The 15077-nt window shown below is 62.5% G+C and carries 16 protein-coding genes; 7 read left to right on the top strand and 9 right to left on the bottom strand.

Annotated elements, in window-relative coordinates:
- The first annotated feature begins 32 nt into the window (after positions 1-32).
- From LB519_RS07495 to LB519_RS07505, 3 genes are all read left to right on the top strand, one after another.
- On the top strand, positions 33-1511 hold the full coding sequence (locus LB519_RS07495) for a YcjX family protein (protein ID WP_224619297.1): 1479 nt from the start codon (positions 33-35) through the stop codon (positions 1509-1511).
- Positions 1508-2599, top strand: coding sequence for a YcjF family protein (locus LB519_RS07500; protein ID WP_224619299.1), 1092 nt, complete (start codon positions 1508-1510; stop codon positions 2597-2599). The genes LB519_RS07495 and LB519_RS07500 overlap by 4 nt, the downstream gene beginning before the upstream one ends.
- 135 nt (positions 2600-2734) lie before the next feature.
- A complete protein-coding gene (locus LB519_RS07505; RefSeq protein ID WP_024503535.1) occupies positions 2735-3289 on the top strand; it encodes a hypothetical protein in 555 nt (184 codons plus the stop codon).
- Between the two features lie 111 nt (positions 3290-3400).
- On the opposite strand, the gene LB519_RS07510 is transcribed toward LB519_RS07505, so the two are convergent.
- The 3 genes from LB519_RS07510 to LB519_RS07520 all read right to left on the bottom strand — a co-directional run bounded on the left by LB519_RS07510 (position 3401) and on the right by LB519_RS07520 (position 6108).
- Entirely contained in the window at positions 3401-3667 is a 267-nt protein-coding gene (locus LB519_RS07510) for a hypothetical protein (protein ID WP_024503536.1), read from the bottom strand.
- Positions 3668-3849: 182 nt separating this feature from the next.
- Complete coding sequence (locus LB519_RS07515; RefSeq protein ID WP_063172065.1) at positions 3850-5058, bottom strand: MFS transporter; 1209 nt, start codon at positions 5056-5058, stop codon at positions 3850-3852.
- 60 nt (positions 5059-5118) lie between these two features.
- Complete coding sequence (locus tag LB519_RS07520) at positions 5119-6108, bottom strand: AraC family transcriptional regulator (protein WP_063170228.1); 990 nt, start codon at positions 6106-6108, stop codon at positions 5119-5121.
- A gap of 160 nt (positions 6109-6268) precedes the next feature.
- On the opposite strand from LB519_RS07520, the gene LB519_RS07525 reads away from it, so the two are divergent.
- Together LB519_RS07525 and LB519_RS07530 are read left to right on the top strand one after the other, a co-directional pair.
- Positions 6269-8104, top strand: a complete 1836-nt coding sequence (locus LB519_RS07525) for a monovalent cation:proton antiporter-2 (CPA2) family protein (protein ID WP_013531870.1) — start codon at positions 6269-6271, stop codon at positions 8102-8104.
- Positions 8105-8118: 14 nt separating this feature from the next.
- Complete coding sequence (locus LB519_RS07530) at positions 8119-8664, top strand: DUF924 family protein (protein WP_024503540.1); 546 nt, start codon at positions 8119-8121, stop codon at positions 8662-8664.
- 50 nt (positions 8665-8714) lie between these two features.
- Here LB519_RS07530 and folK read toward each other — a convergent pair whose 3' ends face one another.
- Genes folK through folP form a run of 3 tightly spaced genes read right to left on the bottom strand, consistent with a single transcriptional unit; the run spans position 8715 to position 10425 of the window.
- Positions 8715-9227 carry a 2-amino-4-hydroxy-6-hydroxymethyldihydropteridine diphosphokinase gene (folK, locus tag LB519_RS07535; RefSeq protein ID WP_013531872.1) on the bottom strand — a complete coding sequence of 171 codons (513 nt, stop codon included), beginning with the start codon at positions 9225-9227 and terminating at the stop codon, positions 8715-8717.
- Complete coding sequence (gene folB / locus LB519_RS07540; RefSeq protein WP_013531873.1) at positions 9211-9570, bottom strand: dihydroneopterin aldolase; 360 nt, start codon at positions 9568-9570, stop codon at positions 9211-9213. The genes folK and folB overlap by 17 nt, the downstream gene beginning before the upstream one ends.
- A gap of 3 nt (positions 9571-9573) precedes the next feature.
- Positions 9574-10425 carry a dihydropteroate synthase gene (gene folP / locus LB519_RS07545; protein WP_063167918.1) on the bottom strand — a complete coding sequence of 284 codons (852 nt, stop codon included), beginning with the start codon at positions 10423-10425 and terminating at the stop codon, positions 9574-9576.
- 103 nt (positions 10426-10528) lie between these two features.
- On the opposite strand from folP, the gene LB519_RS07550 reads away from it, so the two are divergent.
- Positions 10529-11188: a DUF922 domain-containing Zn-dependent protease gene (locus LB519_RS07550; RefSeq protein ID WP_063170227.1), complete on the top strand. Its 660-nt coding sequence runs from the start codon at positions 10529-10531 to the stop codon at positions 11186-11188.
- A 202-nt stretch (positions 11189-11390) separates the two neighbouring features.
- Positions 11391-12872: an MDR family MFS transporter gene (locus tag LB519_RS07555; protein WP_224619300.1), complete on the top strand. Its 1482-nt coding sequence runs from the start codon at positions 11391-11393 to the stop codon at positions 12870-12872.
- A gap of 3 nt (positions 12873-12875) precedes the next feature.
- Here the strand turns inward: LB519_RS07555 and LB519_RS07560 are convergent, their stop codons facing one another.
- The 3 genes from LB519_RS07560 to LB519_RS07570 form a co-directional block, all read right to left on the bottom strand.
- Positions 12876-13904: an NAD(P)/FAD-dependent oxidoreductase gene (locus LB519_RS07560; RefSeq protein ID WP_013531877.1), complete on the bottom strand. Its 1029-nt coding sequence runs from the start codon at positions 13902-13904 to the stop codon at positions 12876-12878.
- A 195-nt stretch (positions 13905-14099) separates the two neighbouring features.
- Entirely contained in the window at positions 14100-14420 is a 321-nt protein-coding gene (locus tag LB519_RS07565; protein WP_013531878.1) for a 2Fe-2S iron-sulfur cluster-binding protein, read from the bottom strand.
- A gap of 111 nt (positions 14421-14531) precedes the next feature.
- On the bottom strand, positions 14532-14900 hold the full coding sequence (locus tag LB519_RS07570) for an Hpt domain-containing protein (RefSeq protein WP_023813039.1): 369 nt from the start codon (positions 14898-14900) through the stop codon (positions 14532-14534).
- Positions 14901-15077 lie beyond the last annotated feature (177 nt).

Consider the following 15077-nt stretch of genomic DNA (forward strand, 5'->3'; position numbering starts at 1 on the left):
ATCGGACGGACCGAAGTTCGAGAGAGCATATTTTGGCATCATCGCTGACCACCTTCACCGACGAGGCGAGGATTGCCCTCGACACGCTATCGGGCCGCGCCACCGGGCTTTTTTCCCCATCGCTGCGCCTCGGCGTGACCGGATTGTCCCGCGCCGGCAAAACGGTGTTCATATCGGCCCTTGTCCACAATTTGATCCATGGCGGGCGCCTGCCGCTGTTTGAGGCGCAGAAATCGGGGCGCATCGCGCGCGCCTTCCTCGAGCAGCAGCCCGACGACGCGGTGCCGCGTTTCCAGTACGAGGACCACATCGCAGCCTTGGTCAACGACCGCGTCTGGCCCGATTCGACGCGCGCCATTTCGGAGCTGCGGCTGACCATCGAATATGAATCGGCTTCCGGCTGGAGCCGCATGTTTTCCTCGGGCAGATTGTCGGTCGATATCGTCGATTATCCCGGCGAATGGCTGCTCGATCTGCCGCTGCTCGGCAAATCCTTCGCCGATTTTTCCCACGAAGCCTTTGAAATGGCTGTTCTGCCGGTGCGCGAGGACCTGTCGCAAGCCTGGCGGGCACTATCGGCCGGGATCGACCCGAACGCCGATGCCGACGAGATGACGGCGCGCCGCCTGGCCGAGAGTTTCGCCGCCTATCTGAAGGCCTGCAAGCTCGACGAGCGGGCGCTTTCGACCTTGCCGCCCGGCCGCTTCCTGATGCCGGGCGATCTCGAAGGCTCGCCGGCCCTGACCTTCGCGCCACTGGCCGGGATCGACGACAAGCGCCCGCGCGCAGGCTCGCTGCACGCCATGATGGACAGGCGCTATGAGGCCTACAAGACGCATGTCGTCAAACCCTTTTTCCGGGAACACATCACCCGCCTCGACCGCCAGATCGTGCTGATCGACGCTATGCAGGCGCTGAACGCCGGCCCGGGCGCCATGGCCGACCTGGAACGCGCGGTGACCGAGATCCTCAGCTGTTTTCGCCCCGGCCGGGGCAGCTTCCTTACCGATCTGTTCTCGCGGCGCATCGACCGCATCCTGGTTGCGGCGACCAAGGCCGACCATCTGCACCACGAAAGCCATGACCGCCTGCAGGCGATCGTGCGGCGGCTTGCCGACCGCGCCGTGGCACGGGCGAATTTCACCGGCGCCGATGTCGATGTGGTCGCCATGGCGGCGGTGCGCGCGACGCGCGAAGGCACCGTCAAGCAAGGCCGGGAGACGCTTCCCGTCATCATCGGCACGCCGATAGCCGGTGAGAAGATCAACGGCGAAACCTTCGATGGAAGAACTGAAACAGCCATATTTCCCGGTGACTTACCGGAGAATATTGATGCGGTTTTCGATGTTTCGGGAGCCGATCACAGGCAGGACTCCGCGGACCCTGCAATCCGCTTCGTCCGTTTCCGTCCCCCAAAGCTCGAACGCACGGCCGAAGGCGTCACGCTGTCGCTGCCGCATATCAGGCTCGACCGTGCCTTGCAGTTCCTGATCGGAGATCATCTGGCATGACCGCGCCCCGCAAGCCGGCGGCATTCCGCATCGAACCGGAAGCCCCACCGAGACAAGCGGCCCCTGAGCCGCGCAACATCCAGGCCGACACCCAGCGCAAACCCCGCGCGATGAGAACCGATGTCGCGATGGTCATACCGGCGGAAGTCGATGTCTTCGACGAGCCCGACATCATTGCCGCAGAGCCGCCACCAGCCGTCGCCCCCAGGAAACGCTCGCTGCTCGGCAGCATCTTCTTCGGTGCCTTCGGCGTGCTGGTTTCGCTGGCGGTCGGCCTGTGGACCGACCAGCTCATACGCGACCTCTTTGCGCGCGCTGAGTGGCTGGGCTGGCTGGCGGCCGGCATGGCCGCCATCGCCGTGCTGGCGCTTGTGGTGATCCTGATTCGCGAATTCCTGGCGATCGCCCGCCTCGCCGAGGTTGAAAAGCTGCAGAAGCGGGCGCTCGATGCGATCGCCCGCGACGATCCCAAGGCGGCACGATCGGTCGTCGACGAACTGTCGGCCTTTGTCTCGGCCAAACCCGAGACCGCGGCCGGCCGGCGCGCGCTGGCCGAATTGCGCGGCGAAATCATCGACGGCGGCAATCTCGTGCGTCTGGCGGAGGCTGAAATTCTCGGACCACTCGATGCCAGGGCGAAAGTGATGATTCTCGAAGCTGCCAAACGCGTCTCGCTGGTGACGGCGGTCAGTCCACGCGCACTGGTCGATGTTGCCTATGTCGTGTTCGAGGCCGGGCGGCTCATTCGACGCCTGTCGGAACTCTATGGCGGACGGCCGGGAACGCTGGGTTTCTTCCGCCTGGCGCGCAGCGTTCTGGCGCATCTGGCGGTCACCGGTTCGATCGCGGTCGGCGACAGTTTCGTCCAGCAGATCGTTGGCCACGGCCTGGCCGCGCGCCTTTCGGCCAAGCTTGGCGAGGGGGTCGTCAACGGCATGATGACGGCGCGCATCGGCATCGCCGCGATGGAGACGGCTCGACCCCTGCCCTTCAGCGCCGCCAAACGTCCCGGATTGGGCGACTTCCTTTCGGCGCTGACATCGTTCGTAACCAGGAAAGACGGTGCAACGACCCCCTCCGGCAAGTGAGCCGGGCTGGAGTGTCCGGGCATTCGGAATCGTTACCGGACTGCTCTGCGGCGGCCCCGCGGTGACGAAGCATTAACCAATCTTGTTCATGGTCAGACCGGTTCCAAACAGCATCTTTGTTGCCGGGTGTCGTCGATGAAAAGCGTAATTCTATCCAGCGTCCTGTCCCTGGCAACGGTGATTACGACAGTCGTCGGCATTGCCGGAGTGGCCTCTGCGGCGGAGCCGGACAAGCAGTTCTTCCAGTCTGCCGAAGGCAAGTGGATCGGTCCCGGCGAAATCGTCGCCGGCAAGTACAAGGGCACCAAGTTCAACTGCAGCTTCACCGGCTCGACGCCCGACGGCAAGGTCGGCATGTCGCTCGACGGCGGCTGCCGGGTCGGTATGTTCACCCAGCCAATGTCGGCCAAGATCGAGCGCAAGGGCCGCGAGGGCTACAAGGGCAGCTTCATGGGTGGCGCGACCGGTTCCGGCCTCGACATCATCGGCGGCAACGTCGTCGATCCCCGCAAGGTGGTCTTCACCATCAACCGCAACCAGCTGCGCGGCGTCATGCAGGCTCGCATCCCTGACGACAATTCGATGACGGTGACTATCGCCGTGCGCGTCAACGACCAATTGGTGCCGGTGATCGGCATGAGCCTGAAGCGGGTCGACGCGGTCGAAGTCGGTTCCATCGCGCCGAACTGAAATCGCGCCGAACTGAAAAATCCGAAGAAAAAGGCGGCGACCCAACGGTCACCGCCCTCTCACTTGAGCCCATCGAATCAGGCGCTTAGGCCTTGATCTCAAATCAGGGTGTCAGCCCTTGATCGCGGCCGTCACTTCGTCATAGGCCTTGCAGGCGTCGGCCAATGTCGTGGTGCCCTGATACTTGGTTGTCACCGCCTGGACCTTGGCGGTCAGATCAGCCGCCTTGGCCGGGTCCTTGGTGATCGCCTCCTGAAGTGCTGCAGCCATGTCCTGCGCCTTCTTGGTTGCGATCTCCGCCGTGCACTCAGGCGCCTTCGAGCAAGCCGAACCGGCAAGCACCGCCAGGCCGACGGCAACAAACAAAAACTTCTTCATGTCAGTCATCTCCTCAAAAAGGGCGCGACTTGATCGTCGATCACCCTCCAATGGCCGAAGCCGAGCGTCCTTAGCCTTCGATTGCGGCAAGATGCAACGTGTTCCCGGCCTCAACTTGTGTATCGCGCCTGCAACATCGCTGGCGGCAGGATTTGAGGCTACTGTGTCGGCGGCTGCAAAGTTCAGCTGCGAGGCTGCAGCAGCGCCAAGACGGCGGTCGATGCGGCAAGGATAGCAGTCAGAGTCAAAGGCCCAGTCGCGCCATAGGTGTCCACGACATAGCCGCCGACAACCGCGCCGATGGTGATGGCAATTTGGAAAGAGGTGACCATCAGGCTGCCCGCTGCCTCCAGCGCATCAGGCGCCGCGCGCGACATATTGGTCGGCAGCACCACCGGCGCCATGCCAAAGGCGAAACCCCACAGCGTAACGAAGCCGAAGGCAACGCCGATATGCGAGCCCCAAAGCACCAAAGTAAGTGCCGCAACCGCCATCAACGCCGCGGTGACTGCGAGGGCCATGTGGATGTTGGTGTCGGCCATGCGGCCGCCGGCAACATTACCGATCACGGCAGCGACGCCAAACCCGAGCAGAGCCAAGGCAATCGGTCCGGTTGTAAGGAGTGTCACCTGTTCGAGGAAGGGACGCACATAGACCGAGCCGGCAAAATGCCCCGTCATCAGCAAAAGGATAGCCAGCATGCCGAGTTGGATGCCGCGCCGCCGGGTCAGCCGAAATACATCTGCAAGGCTGTTGCTTGCCGTTGCGGGCAAGGTCGGCAGGCTGAGAAACTGCAGCAGCATGGCAAGCGCGGCCAGCCCCGCCGTCATGGCCATGGCACTGCGCCACCCTATCCAGTCACTGATCAACGCGCCCATCGACGGTGCGGCAATGGTTGCGAGCGAGACGCCCAGGGTGACGATCGCCATGCCCCGACCTGTCGCGCTGGCGCCAACCAGCCTCGCCACAACGGCGACCGAAAGTGCCCAGAAAGCGCTGAGAGCGATGCCCAGCCCGGCGCGGCCCAACAGCAACAGCCAGAAGTCGGTCGCCAGCGCCGCCAGGACATTGGAACCGACCGCAAGAGCACTGAGACCAACCAGCACCGCCTTGCGGTTCAGGCGGCCGATGAGAACATTGCTCAACATGGCCGTCACGGCGCCGACGGAAGCGGTGGCGGTGACGACCTGTCCGGCCGTCCCCTCGCTGATGCCGAGATCGCGTGCCATTGGCGTCAGCAGACCTGCGGGCAGGAATTCGGCCGACACCAAGGCAAAGCTGGTGGCCGCCAATGAAATGACCGCGAACCAGGTGGCTGCGCTCCACGCGGCTGGTGCATCGGCATCAAGGCCAGTCGCGGCGTCTTCAAGCTGTAATGTTGTGTCAGTCACGGAAAGATCTCCAAAGTTTGGAGGTCTTAAATAGGCGAGTCCGCTCGGATGATATGTATCTTAGAATCCGAAATTCATATCCATTCGTCCGGGAATTGTGCGACGCACAACGCCCGGCGAGACATTGGTGATGCGCTTGAACGCGCGCGCGAAGGATGCCTCCGAATCATAGCCCAAACGGGTAGCGACTTCGGCAACCGACAAGCCGTTTTGGCCTAGCAATTCGCGGGCAAGCTGCATGCGCAGGCGGGCGAGATAGTGTGCGGCACCCTCCCCCAATACCGCACTGAAACGCTCGGCGAAAATCGAGCGCGATTGGCCTGCCACGCCGGCCAGGCTTCCCAGCGTCCAGTTGTGGCCGGGGTCGCGGTGCATGGCCGCCAAAGCGCGGCCTATATGGGGGTCGCGGATGGCTGCGAGCCAACCGGTGGTCGAGGCTCCGTTGCAATTGACCCAGCAGCGTATGAGCCGGGCCGTCAGCAAGTCGGCCATACGCGACAGAATCGTGGCGCTGCCCATCTGCGGCTGCGAGGCCTCCACCGTCATGGCCGCCAGCAAAGGACCGACGACCGGGTCATTGCCGGCCACGTCGCAACCCTTGATGACAGGCGGCATCAACGTGATCAATGGGTTGAGCGCATAGGAGTCCAAGGCCATGGAGCCGCAGAAAAGGGTGCTCGTCGCGCCCGTTCCTTGCCGTACCACTTCGCAGACGTTGCCCCCCAACTTGATTACCTGGCAACCTTCGAGCGAGCCCCCTGCAACGTCCGGCGCGCTCGCCAGCCGATGGGCGATGCCTTGCGGCAGCAGCACCAGATCGCCATCGCGCAGCTCCTGCCAACCTTGCGATTCAGTATGAATCCAGCATGGGCCCTGGCCGACAAAGTGAAAACGAAGCAGCTGTTGTTGCGGAAAGTCTATGCTCCATGGGTGCCGGAGTTCGCAACGGCCATAGTTGACACCACTCAAGCGAAAGTCTTGCAGAACTTCGCTGAGCGCATCCATCGGGATATGTGGCGGCGAGGACGGCCGGGACGAATGGTCAAACATATACGCAATATAGATGCCGAACGTCCGGCAAGCAAGCGGGGACCGTTGTTCCACCAGGTCAATCACTGCAACGGCGCCCTACCCTTCCCGGCAGATTTCTCGCCTTGCCTCCCGCTCCAACTGCATGCAAGGAGTGCTGCAAGACACAGGGACAAGAGGCATGGCGGCGGAAGCATCGGGCAGTGATCTGGTTCAGGTGGTGGCGCTGCTTGCTGCCGGTGTCGTCGCCGTTCCCATCTTCAAGCGCATGGGCCTCGGCTCGATCCTCGGCTATCTGGCTGCCGGCGTGGTGATCGGCCCGTTCGGCCTCGGCGTCTTTTCCGAATCGGAAGCCATTCTTCATGTCGCCGAACTCGGCGTGGTGATGTTCCTGTTCATCATCGGGCTGGAAATGCAGCCATCGCGGCTCTGGGGCCTGCGCCGCGAGATCTTTGGCCTCGGTGCGTTGCAGGTCGGCGTCTGCGCGCTTCTTCTGACCGGGGTCGGCATGGCTGGAGGGTTTCCAATCGCGCAATCCTTCGTCGCCGGCGCCGGCTTCGTGCTGACCTCGACAGCGATCGTCATGCAGCTTCTCGAGGAACGCGGCGAAATCGCCGCGCCGAAAGGCCAGCGCATCGTATCGGTCCTGCTGCTCGAGGATCTTGCCATCGTGCCGCTGCTGGCCCTGATCGCGTTTCTGGCGCCCGGCGGTGCCGACACCAGCCTATCGGAGCGGCTGACCGAGGTCGGCATCGGCCTCGCCGCGATCGTCGGCCTGGTTGTGGCCGGCCGTTATCTGCTCAATCCGTTCTTCCGCATCCTGGCGGATGCCCGTGCCCGCGAGGTGATGACGGCGGCGGCACTTCTGGTCGTTCTCGGATCCGCGCTCGCCATGCAGCTCAGCGGCCTGTCGATGGCGATGGGCGCCTTCCTGGCCGGTGTGCTTTTGTCCGAATCGACCTTCCGCCATCAGCTCGAAGCCGATATCGAACCGTTTCGCGGCATCCTGCTCGGTCTGTTCTTTCTCGCGGTGGGCATGTCGCTCGACCTGCATGTGGTCGCGGCGAACTGGCGGCTGATTGCCATCTATGTCGTCGCCTACATGGTGATGAAGGCATTCGGCATCTACATCGTCGCCCGCATCCTGAAAACCAGCCACCGCGAGGCGCTTGAGCGCGCGGTCTTCATGGCGCAAGGCGGTGAGTTCGCCTTTGTCCTTTATTCGGCGGCCGCGGCGGTCGGCATCATCGACGGCAACGCCAATGCGACGCTGACGGCGATCGTCATCATCTCCATGGTGCTGACGCCGCTGGCCATCATCGCCTTGCGCTATCTGACGCCGCGCGACGAGCAGTCGCTCGACGGCGTCGACGTCGCCGATGGCCTGACCGGCAGCGTGCTGATCATCGGCTTCGGCCGCTTCGGCCAGATCGCCAGCCAGCCGCTGCTGCTGCGCGGCATCGACGTCTCGATCATCGACAATGACGTCGAAATGATCCAGGCGGCGGCCGATTTCGGCTTCAAGGTCTACTATGGCGACGGCACGCGGCTGGACATCCTGCATGCCGCCGGTGCCGGCCGGGCGCGCGCCGTGCTGATCTGCGTCGACAAGGCCGATGTGGCTGTTCGCATCGCCCAGCTGATCAAAGCCGAATTCCCACTGCTCACCGTGCTGGCCCGCGCATTCGACCGTGGAACGGCGCTGCAGCTCATACGTGCCGGCGTCGACTACCAACTTCGCGAAACCTTCGAATCCGCACTTGTTTTCGGCGGCTCGGCCCTGGAATCTCTGGGCGTCGATCCCGAAGACGTGGCTGAAACGATCGAAGATGTCAGGCGCCGCGACACCGACCGCTTCGAAACCCAGCTCGCCGAAGGCATTCGCGCCGGACAGCGCTTCCTGAGAGGCAATATCGGCACGCCGATTCCGACACCGCTCTCGACGCCGCGCCGGCCTGGTCAGGCACTCAACGAAGAGACCGCGGGTGTGCTGCACAAGTCCGAACCCGCCGATTGAGCAAGGAATTAGGTATGGAATTGGACAGCAGAGCCCTGTCGGTCACCAAATTCTGGCGCGATGCCGGCGAGGATGCCTGGTTCGAGAAGAACGAAGCATTCGATGCCGAATTCCGCGACCGCTTTCTCGACCTGCACTACGCCGCCGCGCGGCGTGAATGCGACGACTGGCTGGAACATGCCGAAGGCGCGCTGGCGCTGATGATCCTGCTCGACCAGTTTCCGCGGAACTGCTTTCGCGGCACCGGCCATATGTACGCGACCGATCCGCTCGCCAGATATTTCGCAGAGAAGGCGATCGCGGCTGGTCATGACCTGGCACTCGAGGAAGAACTCCGCGTTTTCCTCTACCTGCCTTATGAGCATTCGGAGCTACTGGCCGACCAGGATATTTCGGTCGAGCTGACGGAGGCCAGAGCCGAGCCCTATCTGAAGTATGCTGTCGAACATCGTGATATCATTGAGCAATTCGGCCGTTTTCCGCATCGAAACAAGATGCTTGGCCGCGAAACCACCTCGCAGGAGCAGACGTTCCTGGATGGTGGCGGCTTCTCGGGTTAGAGGCCTCGCTGCGCCGTTTGCAGGCCGGTATCACCTGAATATCAACGCACCTAGGCCAGCCACCAATCCCGGCCGGACGACAATCGCTCGATGCCTGAGGTATCGACGGCGACCAGGCGATCGGTGATGCTGCGACCGCTGACAACCAGGCCGGGCGCGATCTCGGCCAGCGGCGCCAGCACGAAGGCGCGCTCCAGCATGCGCGGATGCGGCACCTCCAGCCCGGTCTCGTGGATGACGCGGTCGCCGAACACCAGAATGTCGATGTCGATCAGCCGCGGCCCCCACCGCTCCTCGCGCACCCGCTTCAGCTTGCGCTCCGCATCGAGGCAGAGGTCGAGCAAGGCACGCGGTGCAAGCACGGTGGAAATTTCGGCGGCCGCATTGAGAAAATCCGGCTGATCGAGCTTGCCCCAGGGCGGTGTGCGATAAAGCGAGGAGACGCCGGTGACACGCGTATCCGCGTCGGCATCCAGCATGCGCAGCGCCGCGCTCATGGATTTCGCCGGATCGCCAAGATTGCCGCCAAGGCTGAGATAAACGGTACTATTCGGGCCAGACAACGGTCACCTCGACATAATCGAGCACGCCGGGCACTGGTGCGTTCGGCTTGCGCACCGTGATCTCGGCTTTCTTGATCTGCGGAAAACGCGCCGTCAGCGCACGGGCCACTTCGAGCGCCAGCGACTCGATCAGAAAACGGCGCTGCCCGGTGATGATCTTTTCAATGACGCTGAATGCAACGCCGTAGTGGACTGTATCCTCGATCGAATCTTCGGCAAGCGCCCGGCCTGGATCAACGGTCAGAACGGCATCGACATAGAAGCGCTGGCCGAGCCGTTCCTCCTCGTCCAGCACGCCGTGCCGGGCAAAGAAAGCGCAGTTCTTCATGCGGATGACATACATCGATCAGTTTCTCGCCCGGTCGGTTTGACGCGCCAGCATAGCATCGGCGAGCGCCAATGCGTCCACGTTGAATGCGACATCGTGGACGCGAAACAGATCGGCGCCCTGGAGCCTCAAAATGACGCTGGTCGCCGCTGTTCCGACCCCTCTGTCGGCGGCATCACGGCCGGTGACCGTGCCGATGAAGCGTTTTCGCGACGTGCCGGCCATCAGCGGCAGGCCGAGTGCATGCAATTCCGAAAAGCGTGCCATCAGGTCGAGATTTTCCTCCGCCGTCTCCTTGGCGAATCCGAAACCGGGATCGAGCACGATGTGATCATCGGCGATGCCGTTCTGGCGGGCGATTTCCAGCGACCTTCGCAGGAATGCCAACTGATCGGCAATCGCGTCCGGCAGCTTCTGGCGATCCCGCCCGGTATGCATGATGACAAGCCCGGCGCCGGTATCGGCGGCGACACGAGCAATATCGGGCTCGCGCTGCAAACCCCAGACATCGTTGACGATATGCGCGCCGGCGGCGACCGCCAGCCGCGCCGTGTCGGCGCGATAGGTATCGACCGAAATCAGCACCTCGTTCACGCCCGCCAGCGCTTCGATCACCGGCAGGATGCGGGCCTGTTCCTGGCTGGCCGATACCGCGGCAGCACCTGGGCGCGTCGATTCTCCCCCGACATCGACAACCAGTGCCCCTTCCCCGATCATGCGGCGCGCCTGGGCCAGCGCCTTTTCAGGAGCGTCGAACTGGCCGCCGTCGGAAAAGCTGTCGGGCGTGACATTGAGGATGCCGACGACCACGGCCTTGCCGCCAAGGTCGAGATGGCGTCCATGCGCCAATTGCCATCGCCTGGCCGTCATTGCTCATCGACCATGGAGTTCATCAATCATGTGTGATCCCTGGCGGATCAATTTCATTGCGCCGGCAACGGCCGTAAAGCAAGGTGGTCGAAGAGGCAACATGATGAAACGATCCATGCTTGGCATGAAAAAACAGTCCTTGGGCGTGAAACAATCCTTGGCTTGCGCGCTGCTGCTCGCCATAACGCCGCACCCGGCGGCGGCGGCCAATCTCGTCAAGACGTACAGCTATTTCGCCATTGGCGGCAGCACCCTCGACGACATCGAGGCACAACTCTCCAAACGCGGCCCGGAGGTGAAAAGCACCGGCACGCGGCACCCGGGCGCCACGCAAATGGCCTTCACCACCCGTATCAGCTATGCGCAGACACCGAGTTCCTGCCGGATTGCCGACGCGGTGGTGACCGTCAAGGTGAAGGTGATCCTTCCCGAGTGGCGCCGGCCGCGCAAGGCCGATGCCGATGTCAGGCTGTTCTGGGATACGCTGTCGGCCGACATCAAGCGCCATGAGGAGCGCCATGTCGAAATCGCCAAGAACCATGGCGGCGAACTCGAAGAGGCCTTGAAGGCCACCTACCCGCAAAAGAACTGCAACGCCGCCAAGGCCAAGGCGGCCGCGATCACCGCGGCTGTTCTGGCCAGGCACGACCGCGCCCAGCTTCAGTTCGACCGCGTCGAAAGCGTCAATTTCGAAAGCCGCATCTTGCGGCTGCTGCGCTACCGCATGGAGCGCATCGGCAACGGACGACTGCCGCCGGCCTGAACGCACCCGAACTGAAAGCCAATTCACCGAAACGTAGTGCCAGATTCGAAAAACTTTCGAGCCGCCGTCGAAACCGGCCTATATGGGACGACATATATCAGGCTCGCCAGACGAGCTTAAAACACCAATGCGATCCAAACGGTCATGAAGCCGGAGCGGCTGAACAGCGCCGGTCAAATCGCAAGCTTATGGATGAACGATCATGGACCAGGCTGTCGATGAGAAAACGATGGCGGAAACCGGCACGCCGATAACAGAGCGCGAAAAGAACGCCATCATCGGCGGCGTGCTGTTGTCGATGCTGTTGGCGGCACTCGATCAGACCATTGTCGCGCCGGCCATGCCGACCATCGGGCATGCGCTCGGAAACGCACACTATCTGCCATGGATCGTCACCGGTTATCTCCTGACCGCTACAGCCGTGGCTCCGCTCTACGGCAAGATTTCCGACGTCTACGGCCGCCGGCCGACCGTCTATGCCGCGATCCTGATCTTTTTGGCGGGATCGCTGGTCAGCGCGATGGCCCCCAACATGTTTGTGCTGGTTGTCGGGCGGGCGATCCAGGGCGCCGGTGGCGGCGGCTTGTTCGCTTTGACGCAGACCGTCGTCGGCGATCTCGTGCCGCCGCGCGAGCGGGCACGCTATGCCGCCTGGTTCTCCGGCACATGGGCTGTCGCCAGCATTGCCGGTCCGTTGCTCGGCGGCACTTTCGCAGAGCACCTGCACTGGTCACTGATCTTCTGGATCAACATTCCGCTTGGTTTTCTTGCGATGGCGATCATCAACAAGCCGCTCAAGAAACTGCCCATTGCCGCAAAGCGCCATCGCATCGACGGCCTGGGCGCGCTGCTTCTGATAATTGCCACGGCGCTGCTGCTGCTCGCCTTGAACTGGGGCGGCAGCGCCTATCCCTGGACTTCGCTTGAAGTCATCGGCGTTCTCTGCGGTTCGGCGATTTTCTGGAGCGCTTTTGCCTTGCGGCTCATGCGCGCCGCCGAGCCGCTCATCTCACTCGAAGTGCTTGGCAATCCAATCGTTCTGGCGGGCACGCTTTCGATGTTCCTGCTTCAGGCCGCAAGCGTCGGCATGGCTGTGTACCTGCCCGTCTATCTTCAGGCGGTGCTCGGCTTGTCGGCAGCGGAGTCGGGCATCGCGATGCTTGGGCTTCTGCTGGGGACCGTCGGCGGCGCGGCATTCAGCGGGCGTATGATCCCGCATTTCACCCACTACAAGCGCATTGCGATGGTGGGCGTCGTCTTCAGCATGCTGTGCCTCTGCCTGCTGGCCGTCGTCGCAGGATATGCAACGCTGCTGGAGGTCGAGGTCTTGACGATTTGCATCGGGTTTGGAACCGGAACGACGTTTCCGGTCACCACCGTGTCGGTCCAGAACGCCGTCGATCGCGTGCATCTCGGCGTCGCGACGGGCGTGCTGACATTCCTGCGTTCGCTTGGCAGTGCGCTTGGGGTCGCCATGCTCGGCGCGGTCGCTCTGGGCTACGGCTTGCCGCTTGCCGGTGAAGGCGTGCGGATCGCTGGCCATAGCGCGACGGTCGAGCCGTTCGTGATGATCTTTGCCGTCGCCGCCGCCACATTGCTGCTGGGGCTGATCACGCTGACGCTGATGCCCGAAAAGGAGCTTCGCGGCTACGCCGACAATGCGGCGCCGATGCTGGCCGAGTAAAGTTCAGCCGGAGACGCCGAGCTTCTTCTGCAGGCTGGTCGATGAGGTCGTGTACTGGAAAACGATGCGCTCGCCGGGGCTGATGATGCGCTTGGCGGCCTGCGCCATCAGCGCCACTTCGTGGAAACCCGACAGGATCAGCTTCAGCTTGCCCGGATACCAGTTGATGTCGCCGACCGCGAAGATGCCGGGCACCGATGTCTGGAATTTTTCGGTATCGACCGGAATGAGGTTCTCGTGAAGGTTGAGACCCCACTCCGCGATCGGTCCGAGCTTCATGGTCAGGCCGAAGAACGGCAGCATGCGCGTGCAAGGCACCTCGACGTCGCCATCCGGTCCCTTGATGGTGGCCGATGACAACTGGCCGTCGGCACCGGTCAATCCGGTCACCTGGCCGACCTGGAATTCGAGCTGCTTCATCTCCTGCATGGCATACATCTTGTTGACGCTGTCGGGAGCGGCGCGGAACTCAGGCCGCCGGTGCACCAGCGTCACGCTCTTTGCCACCGGCTGCAGGTTCAGCGTCCAGTCGAGCGCCGAGTCGCCGCCGCCGACAATGACGAGGTCGTGGCCGCGAAAATCCTCCATCCGGCGCACCGAATAGAAGACGCTCTTGCCTTCATAGGGCTCGATGCCGGGGATCGGCGGACGCTTGGGCTGGAAGGAGCCGCCGCCGGCGGCAATCACCACCACCTTGGCCTCGAACACCTCGTTTTCGTCGGTGGTGACGCGAAAACTGCCGTCCTCCAGTTTTTCCAGGCTGGAAACCATTCGGTTGTAGCTGAAATCGGGCTTGAACGGCGCGATCTGCTCGAGCAATTTGTCGACCAGCCCCTGCGCCGAGATCGAAGGCCAGCCTGGAATGTCGTAGATCGGCTTTTCCGGATAGAGCTCCGCGCATTGGCCGCCCGGCCGATCGAGAATGTCGATCAGGTGGCACTTCATGTCGAACAGGCCGAGCTCGAACACGGCAAACAGGCCAACCGGCCCTGCCCCGACAATAAGCACGTCTGTCCTGGTGATGTCGGTCATGCCTGTGCCTCGCTGCGCATGACCCCGAAAATCGGAACGATTTTCGGAAAGGATCACGCGCAAATAAAAGTGCTACAGCGTCCTTTGCGCGTCCAAGAGGACGCGCGGCGCTGTGGTGAAACAGCAGGACACTGCATGACCATCGCCCCGCTGCCAAGCCACAGCGGGAAAAATCAGTTGGCAAAAAGGTTGCGCTTATCCCTGGCGGGCAGGCACCCGCACGACCAAGCCGTCAAGCGCATCGCGGACCTTGATCTGGCATGACAGGCGCGAGTTGGGCTGGACGTCGTAGGCGAAGTCCAGCATGTCCTCTTCCATCGCTTCCGGCTCGCCGACTTCAGCCGTCCAGGCTTCGTCGACATAGACGTGACAGGTGGCACAGGCGCAGGCACCGCCGCATTCGGCTTCGATCCCGGGCACGGCGTTACGGATCGCGTTCTCCATGACCGTAGAGCCGTTCTCGGCGTCCATGTCGAAATGCGTGCCGTCATGGGCAATGAAAGTCAGCTTGGTCATTTGTCACCTGAAGGGAGTTGCAGCCGAGATAATCACTCCGGCTGACAAGTCAACTGCCGCATGAAAGCGCCGCCCGATGACGTTTTTCCGCAAATCGGATTCGGCGCGGATTCAGCGGTTGATGGCGGCGATGAAATCGCGCACTTCGTCGATCAGCGTACCAAGCCGCTTGAGCGTCTGGCCGTCTTCCGGCCGGTGCTCGATCTCGGTGGCGCAATCGGCGATGGCAAAGGCGCCCACGCCCCGTGCCGAACCCTTTAATCCATGGGCGAGCAGAAGCCGGTCCTTGATATCGGCGTCGACTATTCTGTCGCGCACGGACAGCGCCTGCTGTACAAATAGCGCCAGAACCTCTTGCTCAAGGCTGCGGTCACCCATCGTCTGGCGGGCAAGGTGTGCCAAATCGACCGGCCGTGACCGTCTTGGTCCGGATACATCTCCCCCGGGCATTGAGAAGGCGATGCCGCTTTCGCCACGCATGAACTCGAACTCCGTTTCTTCGACTCGCCCAAAAACCTAGGCGAATCCAATGGACAACGGGTTAATGAATGGCCCGGAAAAATGTTGCCAAAGCGGCGTCCAAATCACAGTTCCGTTAACCTTATATTTAAAGTTTTACGTATCCCGCGGAATGCATGTTTTCTTTACCCCCCTGTG

It is taken from the genome of Mesorhizobium sp. AD1-1 (assembly GCF_020164655.1).
In the GTDB taxonomy this organism is placed as follows: domain Bacteria; phylum Pseudomonadota; class Alphaproteobacteria; order Rhizobiales; family Rhizobiaceae; genus Mesorhizobium; species Mesorhizobium ciceri.